This window comes from Mesorhizobium sp. CO1-1-7 (genome assembly GCF_020164885.1).
GTDB lineage: Bacteria > Pseudomonadota > Alphaproteobacteria > Rhizobiales > Rhizobiaceae > Mesorhizobium > Mesorhizobium australicum.
Genome location: NZ_JAIUHA010000009.1, coordinates 37608 through 53464 on the forward strand (window position 1 = coordinate 37608; position 15857 = coordinate 53464).

Genomic DNA, 15857 nt, shown 5'->3' on the forward strand with positions numbered 1-15857 from the left:
TCCTAACCAAGCTGCCGCGCCCGATTATCCATCGTGACGCACTTCTTCCCATACGTCGTCCGGCAGATCCGTGATGACCCAGGCGTTTTGCCGCCGTTTGGCGACCCCCTTGTGATCGAAATACCAGAGCACGCCATCCGCGACATCAATGAGCAACGGGCTCTGCAGTTCGTCCGGCAGGCCAATCTCCTCTTCCAACTGCAAATCCTTGCCGAGGACATGGATCACCGTATCGCCAAGAAGGTGGGGCCGGCCACCGACTAGGCAGATGGAATGGTAGTTCTCGGCGAAGCCCGGCTGCGAGAAATCCTCGAAGCCATGGGGATCCCGACCTGCGACGATCAGACCACCGCCGCCCGCCGCTAGAAGGCGACCGTCCTCTAGCACGACAACATCCTCAAGATAGGTGTTGCCTGGTAGGTCCACGCCCGTCCAGCGGCGTTTATTCCGCACGTACAGGCAGCCGATTTCGCCTGCCAACTGGGTCTCGAAGCGCTCCTTCGCGGCAAGGTATTGGGGCATCGTGCCTGTCTCTGCGATCCGGTCGAGTTCGGCTTGCTCGGCGACGGTCGGCTCACGGAAGGCTGCGGCGGTGTTGCCGCAAGCCGCCCACTCCCCATTCGCGTTTCGCGCCACGGCCTCGAAGGCGTTGTCGCCCAAAGCCTCGTCATCCGAGCCGGCTATTCTTGTCCACGCGTCCCGTGTGTCGCGCACATAGACTTGCGAACCGTATCCGCAGGCAATCAGTTCGTCGCCCAATTGCCGAATTTGGCTCATCGAGCCACGGCCCTCTTCGTCGTCGCCGGCGCCCGCATCCGGAATCTGCTCACTGGCAAATTGCTGGCCGACGAAGCTGACATCGCCGTCGATGCCGAGGGCCGCGAGCAACGCCCCGTGACGCCAGCCGTCGAGTCTCGTCAGCCACACGAGCGTCGATTCGAAATGCAAATAGTTCCATTCAGGCATGCCCGGCGCTCGGTGGAGCGTAAGCCTGCTGAACTGCGGCCCGTCCTCGAGCAGGCCGGTCGAAATTGCGAAGCCGTCGGCAGACAGCGCACAGGCCGCCCAGATATCGTAGTCGCTCATGATATTGTCGTGTTCAGCATTTTGCTCGCCGCCGCCTTGTTAGGAAGCGTCCCTGACGTGCGGCCGACCTGGTTCGGCCCGATGTTTGCGGTCTGCCTGGTTACCGCGGCCTTCGCCTTCGCGATGCACGCGGCCGTTGGATTGCCGTTCTTATCCTGCTTGATGTCGCTTATCGACTTCTTCGACTCAGCGATAATGTCACCGAGCTTCGCGGTGTTCCAGGTGCCGTTGCTTTTCATGGTCTCAATATGCGCCTTCTTGGCCGCGCCTTTCAGATTGGCCGGTACCTTCTGCCCGAGCTTCTTGAGCGCTGCCCGCTCCTTCTTGTGGATCTTTTTGTGCGCCGACTTGCTGACACAGATGCAGACGCCTTCACCGATCGACGGCGCGTTCTTCACGCGCTCGCCGATGTTCCGCTTCTGCCTGCCGAAGGTCCGCGTGATAGTCGAGGCGCCGGCCGCCTCAGCGGCAATCGCCTGGTCCCGCGTGCCCGTGCGGCAGGTCTTGTCCGGAACGACATGATGCGCCTCGCCGGGAGGCTTCGCGTTCGCGCAGGCAGCGGCGATGTCATCATAGGAACCGACGAGGCAGTCCGCGTCCTGGCCGGGTTTCAGGTCGGCGGCCGCGACCTTCGGCCAGGGCGGCGCATTGCCGACCGGCGAGGCATGGTTATTCGTTGAGATGTCCGTAAACCGGCTGATCGGCTCTCCATCCATCTTGACGTTGCCGGACCAAGCTTCGGCGTACTCCTTGCCGGTGTTTTGCGAGCTGACGACGCCCTTTTTCGGCGCACACCCCGCTTCGGTCCCCGTGGTCTTGGTGTAGTAGGACTGGTTCTTCTGCGTGACGGTCTTGCCGCCGATCTTGACTGTGCTCGTCCCTTTGTCCGTGTCGGAATCCGTGCCGAAGCTTGGGTAGGGAATCGGCACGCCGGGCGGCGTAGCCGGCGTCTGCGGCGGCGTGAAGCAGACATCTGGAAAGGCCGCGATCACCTGATTGGTCTGCGCCTTGCAAGCGATCTCGAGCCCATTCGCGAACACGGTCATGCGGCGACCCGCCTCCGCGGCATTCGTCCCGCGGTCAACAGCATCGCACCGCAGGCGCCGTCGTCGCCCGAAGACTCGATCAGCACCGGATCGCCTCGGTCGTAGCCTTTCATGGCAGCGGTTATGGCCATGCCAACCGTCATCGGCACGACAGCGGCTCCGACATTGCCGAGACTTTCAGCTGGGCTCCAGAAGTCTTGGAAACCATGATGGCCTCGGACGAGCCGCAACGAGGCAATCGCTGCCTGCTTGAAGAAATAGCTCTCGCCGATAAGATCCGAAATCCGGTAACCGACATCGCGCATTTCCATCCCCGAGGCGTCCAGAGCCATGCGGTAGGCTGCGGTCATGCCGTTACCGCGGAGAGGAAGATCGGTACGGTTGTAGATATAGGCCGGCTCGCGGGCCAGGCCGAGGCCGAGGAGGCGCATGGTGCCGCTGCCTGGGCGGGTGCAGAGGATAGCACTGGCAGCTTCGCCGGGGATGAAGCCATTAGGGTTGTCTGGGGTGAGCAGGCGCCGTTCGGCCAGATAGTGGTCGATCGTTAGTCCCGCCAGGTAGCTGTCGACGCCGCAGATCATCACGTAAGGTACGCTGCGGTCGGCCAGCAGCCGACGGGCCTGGTCGAGTGCGACGTGGCCGGAGGGCCGGCCGTGGGCGACGATTCGCGTTCGATACGGCGAGGCGATGCCGGTGATCTCGGCGATGCGCGCAGCGAGGCGTGCGGCTTCCGGGGCGAGCCGGCCGGGCCGGTCTTCTTCGGCGAGGCAGAGGATGAGCGCTGCGGTGCCACGTGCCTCGGGAACGAGCTCGAAGGCCTCGATGATGGCGGCCGCAGCCATGTGGGCCAGCCGTTTCTCCCCTGTGAACTTGCGCGGCAGCGGCACCGGGGCGCCGACCAGCCAGCCGCCGCCCGGGCCGACAAAGCGGGTTTCCTGGAAGCCGTCGAGTTTGGCACGCATCGCGGCGCACGCCGAGGGGGCGTCGAGACCGACCGCGGTCACCATGCCGATCGAAATGATGTCGAGCTCGAGTGTCATGCCTCCTCGATTTCTTCTTCCGCGTCAGCACCGTTTGCACGGACATAAGTTCGCCCGGTCCCTCGTGCGCGCAGCATGGATTGCGTCGGCGGCCCGATCCAGCATTCCGAAAAATCGAGGATCGTGCGCTTGAGCCGCTGCTGCAACCGCCAAACCAGCGAGAATCGTCGATTTTCTAGATCGAACAGGATTGTGTCCGGAGACAGTTCACCGTCGAACACCTTGTCCTGCTCCTTGAACAAGGTCATCTGCAACGCCGGCGCCGGCAGGCGGAAAACCTCCTTGCCCATCGGCGTCAGATTGATCAGCTGCACGTCCTCACCGCCTCTCGGAGAGTCGATCTGTTGGTCAGGTGGCGCCATCTGGAAATAGCGTTCATCGAAATCCGGCGGCAGGAACGGAAAAATATTGTCGATCCAGTTCTGGTCATATGTGCCGCCATATTCGATGCGGCCGGGCCAGCCGCGCCCCATCGGCCCGAAACTCATCGGCCTGTAGTCCCCAAAGGGTGAGCGCACTTCCTCGCCGACCGCCTGCGTGTTGGGCAGCCGCAGGCCCGGGACTAGACGCTGGTTCTTGGTGCGCGACCAGCCGGTTCCGACCGGGTTGTATTTGTAGCTGGCGGGAAGCTTGTCCTCTGGGTCCAGTCGGTCGACGCCGCCCCAGGCTACGTCGTAGGAAATCGGCAGTTTCAGAAAGGGCTGCGGAGCCGTAGCGGTAAACAAAGGCCCGATGGCGCGCCACTCGCGGTGCCCGACGACCTCGAACAGCTTCGACCAGTTGCCGACCTTGATGCCGACCGGCACGCGCTCGGCTGGACGCCCGCCCGGCGCGTAGGCACAGCCATTGGCGATCACATCGCAGCGCGGCTTGCGGAAGGCGAAGTCTGTCTCCCACAACGTTGCCGAATAGCCGGGCACGCCGGTTTGCGTGTCGGCCATGACCAGCGGAACCTGTTCGGCCGATTTCTGCACCAACCCGCCAGGCTTCGTCGGAAAATCGAAAGTGCCCTTGACCACGACCACGATCCATTCGTGGCCGGCCTTGTCCATGCCCATGGTGAACTGATGCGGATAGCCCATCTGGTTCCATATCTGCATCAGCTCGCCTCCATATGGCTGGCGGCGATCTGCTCCAGCACCGGCTGCGGCGCCAGCTGGTCGACATCGAAAATATCCGTACGCGCCGTCCACGCTACGAGATCGTCGATGACATCGCCCTCGCCATCGACGACCGGCGCGGGTAGGCTGGCCAGCACCGCGTCGAGCTCGTCCGGCGTCATCTCGCCCCGTTGCGCGGCGAAGGCAGCTTTTTCGATATTTTCGAACCAGGCATCGGTATAAGCAAGCTTCAGCGGTGCTTCATCAAGACGTGCGACAACGCTCAGTGGAAATTGCCGGCCGACCTTGTCGGTGCTTTGCAGTACAATGCCGGCCGCGGCGCCGAAGGAACCAGGCCCGCTGAGGAAACGCAGCGCAATGTGCTGCGGCCAGGTTTCAAGTCCGAACAGCGGCACGATATGCTGCGCCAGCCAGCGGTCCCATCCACGCACGAAATCCGCCGGCAGCCGCCGGGTCACGAAATCGCCGGTGGCGGGCATCTTGCCGTAAAAGCCGGGCACGATCAGATCTGCGGCGGACATGTGAATTTCTTGAACATTTCGAGCGTGTAGGGGTTTTCGACGCTGGCCGCCTTGAGCTCGAAGTCGGCCCACATCCCCTTCGTGCCGAGCCGCAGGCTGTAGACGTCGGTGAGCTTGGTCGCGGCGAAGCGGCCGCCGCGCAGCATTCTGAGCCAGGCCCAGCTGCCGGTTTCGTTGAGCATCACTTCAGGCGAGCCGTCGACCGGCTGGAAGGCAAGCGAGATCACCCCGGTGCCGTCCTTGCCGGGCCACGTCATCGGCTGCGGCCGGGTGGCATTGTTGTAGTAGACGAGGTTCTGGCCATCGAGGTTGAGCGTAACCCGCGCCGCGCCGGGTGCGAGGTCCTTGGGTTCGAGGGTGAAATTCATCACCGGGCCGGTGCCGCCTGGAAACAGGTCGTCGCGGATATGCCTGGCCTGCTCGAAGGCTGCGAGCGCCGCCGGGTCGAGACCGAAATCGGCCCGCCATTTCCACGGCTCGCTGGCGGTGTCGACGTAGTTGATCAGATGGTCGTTGATGAAAGCATCGATCAGGCCCGTCGGCCCGAACAGGCGCTGAAAGTCGCGCACATTAACGTCGACCGCGCTGTCGGCGCTGAATGGATAGCGGTTGTTGAGCGCCGCCTGGCAGAAGGGGAGTATGTCGGCCCTCCAGATGGCATTGAGCTCGTTGGTTACAGCCTTCTGCGACAGGCCACTGGTGTCGCCGGCAATACCGCCCAGCCAGTCGTTGACGGGCGAGGGCAGGATCTGTGCTTGTCTCGCAACCGCGCCTGTCAGTTCGGCAAGGCCTCCCTGCTTCTTGATCGCATCCTGCGGGTTGGGATTGGCGGTGACCGTCTGCAGAACGTTCGACAGCGCCGTAAGCGCGACGATCGCCGCGTCGAGCGCCGGCGGCTGGCCGTCGACCTGTGCGATGGTGCCCTTGAGCGGCTTGAAATGGTCTGCCACCAGGCTGCCGGTCATGTCCACCTGGTTGGCTGAGCCGGCGCGAGGCAGGAGCTTGGCGCCTGACGTCACCACCTTGCCGAGCTTGCCAAGCTTGCTCAGCAGCTTCGAACCGGTCTTGGCGGCAGCGCCACTTTGGCCCTCGGCCGGCGCCTCGTCGGAACGGGTGAGGTCGGTCTCCTGCACCACTGCCGTCAACAGGCGCTTGAGCGCGGAGTCGGCGCTTGACAGATCCTTGAGGTTCTCACTGGCAATGTTGAGATCGGTCAGCGGTGAAAGCCGCATGTCCCGCAGGAAAGAGTCCCACTGCGCGATATAGTCGTCGTAGTAGAGCTTCAGGATGTCCTGGGAGAGCGCCGAGACCGACGTCTCCGAATTCTCCGCGCAGCCGCCGGCAAACACCGCCCGGTCCAACGCGGCCTGGCCGGCGACATCCTCGACTCGGTCGAGGACCGCGTCATGGAAACCGGCATAGGTATAGGGGCCTGGAACGCCAACACGCAGTGTTTTGTCGGAACGGCGCGCGAACACCTTGCCTCCGTTCGGCCCGGCGAAATTGGCCGGCACCCATTCCTTGACGGCTGCTACTTCCGGGTCGGCCAGGAGTTGCCTGTAGGCGCGCTCGGGCAGCGAGATCGTGCACACGGTCTTCAGCGCCTCTGCGACCAGTTGCTTGTCGGGGGCGATGTAGCTGTCATCGACTGCCATGCGGCCGATAGCGGCAAGCTGGTGCTCTTCGGCGTCGGCCGTGGGGAAGGGCGGCGCCGGCGCGAATTGTGGCAGACTGTTCACCCACCAGTTCTGGACGAAATCGGTGTCCATTTGCGACAGGCCAGTCATCATCCGGTACGTCTTCAGCGCGCCAAGCATGAAATCCGGATCGCGGATTTGCCGCCACATCGTAGCCTCGAGCAGGGCGACCATATGCGGCTCGAGCACGTTGCGCAGGGCATGGTCGTAGGTATCCGTCTGTGCGCGCATCAACTCCGCCGACGCGGTCGGCCCGAGCAGGTTATGGACGCCGTCTGGCGGCGGCGTTCGTGCCGTCGCGACTGCGCCCATCGCCGCCAGCGCGCCATCCAAGGTCGGCTGCTCGACCGCAGCCGGCATGGCGGCCACCTCGGTGAGCGGCCGCTGTAGGGCTTCGAACTGGCCAGCCTGTTCGGCGATCGCATTGCGGTTGTCGAGGTAGGACCAGGTGAACAGGCCGCCGGCCAGCAGAGCCGCGAGCGCACAGGCGGCGGCAGCCCCGCGCCAGATCCAGGCGCGGCGACGCTGCGCCAGCGGATCGAACGTACCAAGGCCGGCCTCCTTGAAGATAACCTCGGTCAGAAGGTTCCTGAGGAAGAAGCTGCGCCTCTCGACCCGCGCCGCCGGCATGGCGCGGCGCGGCGGCAGGCCGAAGGAGGACGACAACGCCGCGGTCAGCCGGTCGATGGGAGCGCCTTCCTGGGTCGCCGATGTTAGATAAAGGCCGCGCAACCAGGCGGCTTCCTCATAGCGGCTTTCGCCGAATATTGCCTCGATCAATGTCTTGATCGGCTCGCCGAGGCTCGCCAGCTGGGCTGGAAAGCGGAAGATCTCGGCGCGCGAGGCGAGCTTGTCTTCGTCTTCCAGGCGTGGCACCAACCTCCGCTCCAGCTCGGTGGCGAGCCTGGATAGCTCCGCCTGGATCGTGCCGGCGTTGACTTGGGCCTCGAGCGGAAAGGTTGTTCCCCATACCTGCTCGCGCGCGCTTGTCGACAAGCCACCGAAGAAGGCTTCGAAGCCTTTGATCAGGTCTGCCTTGGTCAGCATCAGGTAGACGGGCAGGCGGACCTCCAGCCGATCATTCAGCTCGGCCAGTCGGCGGCGGATCTTGCGGCCGTGCGTCTTGATCGCTTCCTCGCCCTCCGAGAGCGCATCGATCGACAGCGCGACAATGACGCCGTTGAGCGCTCGGCGGCCGCGGTGCTTTTTCAAAAGGTCAAGGAAGCCCAGCCATTCCGCGGCATCGACGTCCGGCTGGCTCTCCTGCTGGACGTAGCGGCCTGCGGTGTCGATCAGCACCGCGTTTTCGGAGAAGAACCAGTCACAATTGCGCGTGCCGCCAACGCCTTGCAGATCATCGGTGAGGTCGATCGGAAAATTGAGACCCGATTGGCGCAACGCCGTAGTCTTGCCGGTGGCCGGAGGTCCGACGATCACATACCACGGCATCTCGCGCAGGAACTTGCGTCCGCCGAGCTTGCGCCGCTTGAGCTCGGCCATCACCTCGCCGAATTTGGCGCCGACGGCTGCAACGCTCTCCTCGCCAGGGGTGAGCTGTTTTTCGGCTACGGGAGCTGCGATCTCGGCGACAAACATGCGATTGGCGCGGATGGCGCGCCGTTGCGCGATGATCAGCCAGATCAGCCATAAGATGATCAGTCCGGCGACAATGGCGATGCGCACATTGTCGGATTCGAATGGCGCGTAAGGACCGACCCTTACGATCGGGCCGAACACCCAGATCAACAGCGAAAGCAGTGCAATGCCGATCAGGGTCCACAGAAATCGCGAGGTGATGACCGCCCACAGGAAGCGCAGGATGAACATCTCAGAGCCTCTTCTCGACCAGGACCTCAACGCGCCGGTTGAGCGCGCGGCCCTCGCGCGTCGAGTTGTCGGCCACCGGATCGGTGTCAGCGCGGCCTTCGGAATGGATGCGCGCCTGTGGCACGCCAGCCTGCACCAGGAGGTCCCCTATGGTCTGGGCGCGTGCCTCCGAAAGCCGCTGGTTGCTCGCCAGGGGGTTGGAGCGCTGTAGGCGCACATTATCGGTATGGCCGATGATGGTGATCTTTCCAGTCAGCTCCTGGTTGGCGAGGATCACCTTGGCGATCGAGGCGATCAGCGGCTCATAGCCTTGGGACAGTGTCGGCCGCGAGGACTGGAAGAGCTCTGGGTTGGAGGACTGAATGATCAGCTTGGCCAGCGAGACGCTTTCGGTGCCGCTGAGCGCGCCCTTGAGGCTTGCCGGCGCTTCAGCCTTGAATGCGGGCAAAAGCGCGAAATCGACCGCCTGTGGCGGCTCAGGTTCGGGCGCATCCTGCTTTGGTGCGGCGCGGGTAACGTCCGCGCGAGATGCCGGCGGCAGGGTGCGCACCAGTGCGGACAGTTCAACCGCCTGGCTGCTCAAGCTCATCGATAGGCCGATATAAGCGGCGGCGGCGATGGCAATTGCAGCAAGGGCCATCACCCATATCGGGACGATGAAGCGCTGTGGCTCGTCGGAAGCGATTACGCCTTTCCAGTTCGGCGATAACGGCGCGCCGTCCGCGTCCGCATTGCGCAGGACGCGCGCGGCTGCCACACGCACGCCATTGAGCGAGCGGTCCCCGGCTCGGCCGGGCACCCGATACTTGCCGCGGAAGCCGAGCGCCAGGCAGTAATACTGAAGCTCCAGCATCTCGCGGTCACGGTTGGGATGGCGCTCCAGCTCGTCAAGGCGGGTGAAAAACTGGGTGCCGGCATCGACGTCGCCACGCAGCATGACCACCAGCGGCTGGCGCGGCCAGGCGCTGGCGCCGCCCCATGGCGTGTTGAGCGCAAGGTCGTCGAGCAATGCCGCCACGGCCCATGCCGCCTGATCGGCGCGCTCCAGCGAGGAGCCCGCTGCCATAACGGCGTCGCGCGCCTGAACCAACTCGTCGAGCAGGCGTGTGCGCATTGCTTCGGGGTTTTCCGGCGCCAGAGCGCTTTCGAGCTCGGGGGCGAATTCGAGCAGTGGCGCGAAGATGTTGATGAGCGGGTTGGGATGGAAGCGCGCCCTCTTGACCGGAGCGCCTGGCGTCAGCGGCGCGAGCGGTCGCGGCGCAACGCCCGCCAGCCTGATGCGCGTGCGCTCGCGATCCTCCGACAGACCGAAAGGATCATCCCGGCTCATCACCTGTTCACCGAATAGCAGTCGACCTGGGGCTCGCTGTCCAGGACACCCGACACCCCAATGACGAATCCGGGCGCGTCCAGCAAGGAGGCCCAATGCTCGCTCTTCTGATCGAGCTCCAGGCACAGCCGGTCGCCATCATAGGGAATCTCGCGTGGCTGCGAATGGAGCGGTTTGAGCGGGATGCCCGGCAGGCGCGACTTCCAAAGCCCTTCGAACTGGTCCGCGGCGCCGACTGTCGCCTGGTTGACGAAGATCTTGCGCAGCGCGTCTTCCGAAAGCTCCGATCCGACGCGGATGACGATCCGGCTGGCGAGCAAAAGCTTGGGGTTGTCGATGCGTACTTTCCAGACATTGGTTGCGTGCCGCATCACCGGCAGCGCGCGCGATTTCGGTTCGATGTAGCGCAGGCTGAGGATGAGCGAACGCAAGGCGTCGGCCAGTGCCATATAGGCGGGGCCGGGGGCCATGTGGTCGTAGGCCGGCAGGTCGCCGAGCCGGCGCGAGCTCGAGCCGTAGGTTGCCATCTCGCCGGCGAGTCCGGCAAGTTCGAGATAGAGTTCGGCGGGATGAAAGACATCCTGCGCCAGCATATGGGCAAGGCGCGGGCGAGCGGCATTGGCCAGGTGCAGCATCAAGAGGTCTTCGACGCTACGGCCGGCGCCGCCCATCACCATCTTGCCATGCGCTTCGCCGATCTGCTCGAGGCCGGTGACGACCTCCTGCAGCAATTGCCTGTACCAGTGGACGGCGCCGGTGATCAGCGTCGGCGGCAGGAACGTCTCGTCGAGCGAGATGCCGCCGTCGGCGCGTACACCTTTTATGTCGGCGATCGGCAAGGCGGTATAGCCGCCGACCGATTTGCCGGGCGCAAGCAGCGCCGCTTGCGGCCTTGCGATCTCGATCTCCTCGGGATCGCCGCCAATTTGGACGGCATCGCGCACCGATACGATCTTGCCGTGGTAACGCGCGCCCGTCGAGGCCGCATGCGCCGGGTCGAATCCCACGCCTCCGGGGGGCTCGAGCGGCAGTGCGACCAGCACCGGCCCGGCGCCCGTGTCGGGCGTGACCGGTAGCGGCTTCGGCGCATCCATCAGGTCGGGAATGGAAAAAGGCGTGCCGTCCGGGAAAATGCCCCGGGCGGACACGATCGAAACCTGACCGGCGTCGAGCAGCGACTGGTCGAGGGCCAGTTGCTGGAACCCGAAAGTATGGAGCTGGCCGGCCCGCAATGCGCCGCGCACCATGCCTTCGAAGAACCGATCCTGCTGCTGGAAGTGTTGGGTCCTGAGAAACAGGCCCTCCGACCACAGCACCCTGTTTGCATCGCTCATGCCGCTACTTTCTGCATGCAACTATATGCTGCCTTACCGCTAGGCGGAAATGCCGCCCTTGCCCAGGCTGACGTTGACGGTGAATTTCGACCCTGGCGACACCGACTTGGTGGTGCGCCAGTTGCGTCCGCCTGGCTCGCGGATCAGCGCCACGAAGCCGAGCGCCGTCGCATTCGGCTCGACCGTGATGGTCTTGGCCACCGTTTTGCCAGGCGCAACCGAGATCGCGTCGGAGCCGATGAGGTCGGCACCGAGGGCCGAGCCCGCGTCGCCCTGCAGCGCGAAATAGTCGGCCGAGTTGAACTTGCCGGTGCTGGCAAGCCGCATCACCAGCACCGTTACCGGCCGGTCGCCGCCGCCCGGCCCTGGATTCATCCCCGCACCGCCGGTCACATTGACGGAGATAACCGATGGTTTCGGCGGGCCGCTCTGGCAAGCCGCAAGCAGCCCCGCAGCGCCGAGGGCAACGACGAATTCGCGTCTGTCGATCATGTTCTACTCCTCCTCATATGCGTCCCTGAAGTCTGCGCCGATCTCGCCCAGGAAACTCGATTCGGCACTCTGGGCGATGTCGCGATGGCGTCTCTGATAGAGCTCCCACAGCTTGGCGTTGCGCCCGCCCGAGAGCAGATTGCTGATGGCGGAATTGGATTTGAGCTCTTCTTCGATGGCGGCTGGATCAAAACGGTCGATCATGCGCCGAAGTGCCGCCTGAACGCCCCGCCAGGCGCGTACGTGATGCTGTGCAAGGTCCTTCACCGCGTCGCTGATCGCCGCCTCGCCTGAGAGAAAGCCCGGGCTGCGTTCGGAGATGATGGTGACGACGACATCCTCGACCGTGGGCAGGAATTTAAGCGGATTGACCTCGGAGGCGCCGACCACAGTCTGGGCGACGCGCGCGCTTCCCTTCTCCTCGGCGCGTTTGCGCAGCAGCTGCATCAGGCCATCCAGCATCAGCCGGTATTCACGCCCGAATTTTTCCATTTCGGCGATCGCATCGCGCCCGGGAAAATCAGCCTCCTCGACGCCTATGCCGCGCAAGAACGCGGCACGAAGCGCCATATCGCTTGGCGCTGGCTGCGCAGCGGGCGCCGGCTTCGACGCTGGCGCGGCGCGGCGCGGCGCCGGCGATGCGGCTGCCTGCACCGGCATGTCCCAAGGATTGTCGGCGCGCGGCTTTTCAACCTGGTGCTGGGCGCGTCCTAGCGGATCAGCGCCGTTGGTGACAGGCGGCGTTGCGGGGGGCCCGAAACTGAAATCGTCATCGAAGCTGGCCGGCTTCGCCGGCTGCCAGGACGCATCGTTGCGCGAAGACATGTCACCCAGCCCAAACGGATCCGGCTGACCCGCAGCCGGGCCGTCACCGGCCTGCGGCGTGGCCACAGGATCGAGGCTGAACGGGTCATCGAAGGCAGGCGAACTGCGCTGGTTCGATGCGCGATCGTAAGCCGCAGGGACAGGCTGCTCGAACGGGTTCGGCAGATCCGCCGGGCGGGGCTTGCGCGGTTCTTCCTCGATCTTGACCGAGAAGAAGTCATCGCCGCCGATGCTGGCCGGCGTTCGTGCTCCCGGAGGCGACCACGCCGGTATGGGATGGCTGGCGGCCGGGGCCAGGCCGACTGCGGTCTGGCTCATTTTGGACTGAACCTCGACGTGAAACACGTAGTCGCCCATGCGCAGCCGCATGCCGTTCTTCAGCCGCATCGACCTGCCAGGTCCAAGAGGGCTGTCGGCTTCATCGACGAACAATCCGCTGCTCGATGTGTCGGTCACGAAATAGCCGTCCCGGTCGCCCTTGATCGTGCAATGCGCGCGCGAGACGAACATGTCCGGGTCGTCGATCTGCCAGCCCGCATCGGCGCTGCGCCCGATCACCAACTCGCCCTCCTCCAGCCGGCTCTGCCGGACGACTTGCGAGCGGGGGCCCTGTTCCAGGGTCAGCAGCAGGCTCATGCGGCGGCCTCCGGCATTTCCGGCCGCCAGCCGACGATAGTGTGCAATCTCAGATCGTCGGCGTCGCCCATATTCGTGGGCCGTTCCAGCCAGGCCGTGCGGCCAAGCTGGACGGTCCCGACCCGGGGCGGCGGTACGGCATCGCGCGCCAGCACGATGCGCAAATCGACATCGAGCGCCTCGCCGATCATATCGCGCACCGCCTTCTTGAACAGGCCGAGACGCCGCTCGCCAGGCAGGAACGACTTGAACTCGTCGAGGCTCAACGGACCGACGCGCAATTCGATCCTGCTCTGGCGGCTGAACACCCGCGGCCCGATCGTCGCGCCGCGTCCAAGTCCGGCATAGGCCTTGCCGAGACGCGTCTGCAATGCCATTGGAATGGTGATCCAGGCGGCAACGAACTCCTTGATCCGCACCGGAACCTTGAAGGCGGTCGCAAGGAACAAAGTGAGCCGCTCCACGCCGTCGACCTGACTGGCCAGCGACCCAGCCTGCCGCAGTCGCACAGCGTCGAGTTCGGGATCCTGCGTGCCGGGCAGGCCGATGCCGGACATGGCCTCCAGCATGGCGCGAACGCGCCCGCCGACGGAACGCTCGACCTGCACCGCTGGATGCGCGTCGGCCCAGGCGCGGTAGTAGAGCGCCATCATGCGGTGCTGCAGGATGTTGACGAAATCGACGAAAGTCGTGTCGCTGGTCTGCTCGGCATCGGCTCCGGTGAACCAGCGCTGCGAAAGCCGGTCGAGCACCCAGCGCGTCAGATGCAGCGGCATCGGTCCTTCCGGTCCAAGCAGCCCCAGATTGGCGACGGTCACCCTTGCCAGGGCCTTGTCCCCGCCCTCCTGGAACTTGACGACGTCGCGCGCCGAGAAGCTCAGACGCACATGCTGGCCCAGCCTCGCCGGCTCGCGCTCGGCCGTTCCGGAATGGCCGAACAACCCGCGGCGCTGCTCCAGCCGTCGCAGCAACTCGAAAAAGTCGAAGTCCTCCGACAACATTTCGGCCGCGACCGTTGCGGGCTGCGCTAGATCAGGTAGCGATTGCCGGGCGTCATCGGCCATGGCACATCCTCCTGCTTCTGCAGCAACCGCGTACGGGTCCGCACAAAACCGTTTATCCCCGCATGGCGGGCGAACAGCCGCGAAAGCAGGGCCGAAAGCAGCAGTGAGCTTTGCCCCGCCAGCACGGACTGGTCGACATGCAGCGTCACCTCGGTGCCGCGTCCAAAACACATTGGCCCGTCAATTTGCAGCCTCTCAATCACCGGGCGCGAATCAATGCGCACGATCGAATGCACGTTGCGGGCAAGGGCCGGATCGCCCCGATCGGCATAGAGGTCGAGCAAGGCATGCAGCGGGTCGACTCCCCGGCCTTCCTTGGCAAGGCTGAGGAAGTTGAGCGAGAGCTGGGCCACCAGACGCCAGGCGAGATTGTCGGCGCGCGATTCGCCTTCAGCGCCGCCCGGCAAGGATGCCGGGATCGCCGGCTGCGGCGGCCGCAGCGCTCCAAGCAAGCGAACCGCTTCGACTGGATCTGCCGTCTCCAGCGTCAGCGTCGGCGTGTCGTCCAGGATCGGCAGGTCGCGATTGGTGCAAAGCGCCACGATGCCGAGACGCTTGAGCAGCCGGTTTGGCACGCTTCCTGCCGGCCGCGAGACGGCGATAAAGACGTCGTCGCCGGTGTAGGAGGTGCGGGTCAGGCCGTCGCGCCGCTCGTCCTCGGTGGCCCGGCGCGGACGCCGCTCGGTCGAATAGACCCAGCCGCTGCCGCGGTTCTGCCCCAGGCTGAACAATTCGGGAATCGTCGCCTCGCTGCTTTCGGCGTCGGCATCCTCGACTTGTGTGACCCGAAAGATCTCGAAATCCCGCGCCCGGGTGCGGTCGGCATGCAGCACCTGACGCGTTTTGCGCGGATCGATTTCGATGTCGTTGCATTCGCGTTCGAAGAGATTGATGACCGGCGTCACGAACAACTCGAAATCGGCAGCCGTCACATCGGCGAGTTCTGGCACCGCACGCCGGAACAGGAAGATGATCTCGATCGCCGCCTCGCATGTGCGCACCACCGGCTGGAGGCCAGCAACCCGTACGTAATGGAAGCGCTCCGGGATCATGAAATATTCGCGCAGCAGCCGGTAGCCCTCGAAGGTCGTACGGGTTCGTGGCATCAACGCTTCGTCGTCGCGAATGCCTATCATTTCGGGCTCGGGCAGCGCTGATAGCGGATTGGCCTTGCCCTGGGCGCGCGCGCCGAGCGCCGAGCAGGCGCCGAAGATTGCATCGAAAAGCACCGGCGCCTTGGCGCGCCCGGCGAAATAAAGGTCGAGACGGTCGAGCGACAAGTCGCTGAGCTTTCCTTTTCCTGTCCGGGCGAGCGTTACCCGGAACGCCGCCTCGGCGCGCACGCCGCCGATCGGCGCGATTGCGGCGGCGGCGAGCGCGCTGCGATCCTGGAGATAGCTGACCGAGGTGACGGCGATCGGCCACAGCGTCACCTCCTGCGCGGTGGTAAAGGTGGAGCGTGTCGAAAGCCCTGGATGCAGGGCAGAGACCAGCCGTGTGCCGCGCGCGATGGCGTGACCTGCGAGCATCGACTGCACTTGCTGGCCGGGTTTTAGGACCGCCATCGCCGTCGCCGGCGCCGGCGCGACCAGATCGGGATAAAGCACATCGAGCACTGCGCGCGAGAAGCGCGAGCGCTCCGCGTCGACCTTCAGACGGGTCCGCGCCGCCAGGAAGGCGACGCCGTCGAGCAGCCGTTCGACATAAGGGTCGGGACATGGGACCGTGTCGAGGGAAAGATTGCGGGCGACCGCCGGATGCATGTCTGCGAATTCCGCCGCCAGGGCGCGGATATGGGTCAGTTCCTCTTCGTAATACTCCACAAAGACCCGATCCAT

General features: G+C 64.7%; 12 protein-coding genes. All 12 read right to left on the minus strand.

The features are described 5' to 3' along the window. Positions 1-24: 24 nt before the first annotated feature. From LB516_RS20200 to tssF, 12 genes are read right to left on the minus strand one after another with little or no spacing between them, the layout of a single operon-like run. Positions 25-1086: a hypothetical protein gene (locus LB516_RS20200; RefSeq protein ID WP_140722580.1), complete on the minus strand. Its 1062-nt coding sequence runs from the start codon at positions 1084-1086 to the stop codon at positions 25-27. Beyond that, the gene (locus tag LB516_RS20205; RefSeq protein ID WP_140661226.1) at positions 1083-2132 is read right to left on the minus strand and encodes a DUF4150 domain-containing protein; all 1050 of its coding nucleotides are present in this window, start codon (positions 2130-2132) and stop codon (positions 1083-1085) included. Before LB516_RS20205 ends, LB516_RS20200 begins: the two co-directional genes overlap by 4 nt. Further along, complete coding sequence (locus LB516_RS20210; protein ID WP_140661227.1) at positions 2129-3172, minus strand: 3-oxoacyl-ACP synthase; 1044 nt, start codon at positions 3170-3172, stop codon at positions 2129-2131. Before LB516_RS20210 ends, LB516_RS20205 begins: the two co-directional genes overlap by 4 nt. Beyond that, positions 3169-4272: a DUF2169 domain-containing protein gene (locus tag LB516_RS20215; protein WP_140661228.1), complete on the minus strand. Its 1104-nt coding sequence runs from the start codon at positions 4270-4272 to the stop codon at positions 3169-3171. The genes LB516_RS20210 and LB516_RS20215 overlap by 4 nt, the downstream gene beginning before the upstream one ends. Continuing rightward, a complete protein-coding gene (tagF, locus tag LB516_RS20220) occupies positions 4272-4814 on the minus strand; it encodes a type VI secretion system-associated protein TagF (RefSeq protein ID WP_140661229.1) in 543 nt (180 codons plus the stop codon). Before tagF ends, LB516_RS20215 begins: the two co-directional genes overlap by 1 nt. Further along, the gene (tssM, locus tag LB516_RS20225; protein ID WP_224720252.1) at positions 4796-8338 is read right to left on the minus strand and encodes a type VI secretion system membrane subunit TssM; all 3543 of its coding nucleotides are present in this window, start codon (positions 8336-8338) and stop codon (positions 4796-4798) included. Before tssM ends, tagF begins: the two co-directional genes overlap by 19 nt. A 1-nt stretch (position 8339) precedes the next feature. Beyond that, the gene (gene tssL, locus LB516_RS20230) at positions 8340-9668 is read right to left on the minus strand and encodes a type VI secretion system protein TssL, long form (protein WP_224720253.1); all 1329 of its coding nucleotides are present in this window, start codon (positions 9666-9668) and stop codon (positions 8340-8342) included. Beyond that, complete coding sequence (gene tssK, locus LB516_RS20235) at positions 9668-11002, minus strand: type VI secretion system baseplate subunit TssK (protein ID WP_140661232.1); 1335 nt, start codon at positions 11000-11002, stop codon at positions 9668-9670. The genes tssL and tssK overlap by 1 nt, the downstream gene beginning before the upstream one ends. Positions 11003-11041: 39 nt before the next feature. After that, positions 11042-11494: a type VI secretion system lipoprotein TssJ gene (gene tssJ, locus LB516_RS20240; protein WP_140715978.1), complete on the minus strand. Its 453-nt coding sequence runs from the start codon at positions 11492-11494 to the stop codon at positions 11042-11044. Positions 11495-11497: 3 nt separating this feature from the next. Next, the gene (gene tagH / locus LB516_RS20245) at positions 11498-12955 is read right to left on the minus strand and encodes a type VI secretion system-associated FHA domain protein TagH (protein WP_140824486.1); all 1458 of its coding nucleotides are present in this window, start codon (positions 12953-12955) and stop codon (positions 11498-11500) included. After that, complete coding sequence (gene tssG, locus LB516_RS20250; RefSeq protein WP_140824487.1) at positions 12952-14019, minus strand: type VI secretion system baseplate subunit TssG; 1068 nt, start codon at positions 14017-14019, stop codon at positions 12952-12954. Before tssG ends, tagH begins: the two co-directional genes overlap by 4 nt. Continuing rightward, the gene (gene tssF / locus LB516_RS20255) at positions 13983-15857 is read right to left on the minus strand and encodes a type VI secretion system baseplate subunit TssF (protein ID WP_224720254.1); all 1875 of its coding nucleotides are present in this window, start codon (positions 15855-15857) and stop codon (positions 13983-13985) included. Before tssF ends, tssG begins: the two co-directional genes overlap by 37 nt.

What these genes read in the sequence shown, in the direction of transcription:
- LB516_RS20200 (WP_140722580.1), bottom strand. Translation starts at nt 1,086, where the DNA reads ATGAGCGACTACGATATCTGGGCGGCCTGTGCGCTGTCTGCCGACGGC.
- LB516_RS20205 (WP_140661226.1), bottom strand. Translation starts at nt 2,132, where the DNA reads ATGACCGTGTTCGCGAATGGGCTCGAGATCGCTTGCAAGGCGCAGACC.
- LB516_RS20210 (WP_140661227.1), bottom strand. Translation starts at nt 3,172, where the DNA reads ATGACACTCGAGCTCGACATCATTTCGATCGGCATGGTGACCGCGGTC.
- LB516_RS20215 (WP_140661228.1), bottom strand. Translation starts at nt 4,272, where the DNA reads ATGCAGATATGGAACCAGATGGGCTATCCGCATCAGTTCACCATGGGC.
- tagF (WP_140661229.1), bottom strand. Translation starts at nt 4,814, where the DNA reads ATGTCCGCCGCAGATCTGATCGTGCCCGGCTTTTACGGCAAGATGCCC.
- tssM (WP_224720252.1), bottom strand. Translation starts at nt 8,338, where the DNA reads ATGTTCATCCTGCGCTTCCTGTGGGCGGTCATCACCTCGCGATTTCTG.
- tssL (WP_224720253.1), bottom strand. Translation starts at nt 9,668, where the DNA reads ATGAGCCGGGATGATCCTTTCGGTCTGTCGGAGGATCGCGAGCGCACG.
- tssK (WP_140661232.1), bottom strand. Translation starts at nt 11,002, where the DNA reads ATGAGCGATGCAAACAGGGTGCTGTGGTCGGAGGGCCTGTTTCTCAGG.
- tssJ (WP_140715978.1), bottom strand. Translation starts at nt 11,494, where the DNA reads ATGATCGACAGACGCGAATTCGTCGTTGCCCTCGGCGCTGCGGGGCTG.
- tagH (WP_140824486.1), bottom strand. Translation starts at nt 12,955, where the DNA reads ATGAGCCTGCTGCTGACCCTGGAACAGGGCCCCCGCTCGCAAGTCGTC.
- tssG (WP_140824487.1), bottom strand. Translation starts at nt 14,019, where the DNA reads ATGGCCGATGACGCCCGGCAATCGCTACCTGATCTAGCGCAGCCCGCA.
- tssF (WP_224720254.1), bottom strand. Translation starts at nt 15,857, where the DNA reads ATGGATCGGGTCTTTGTGGAGTATTACGAAGAGGAACTGACCCATATC.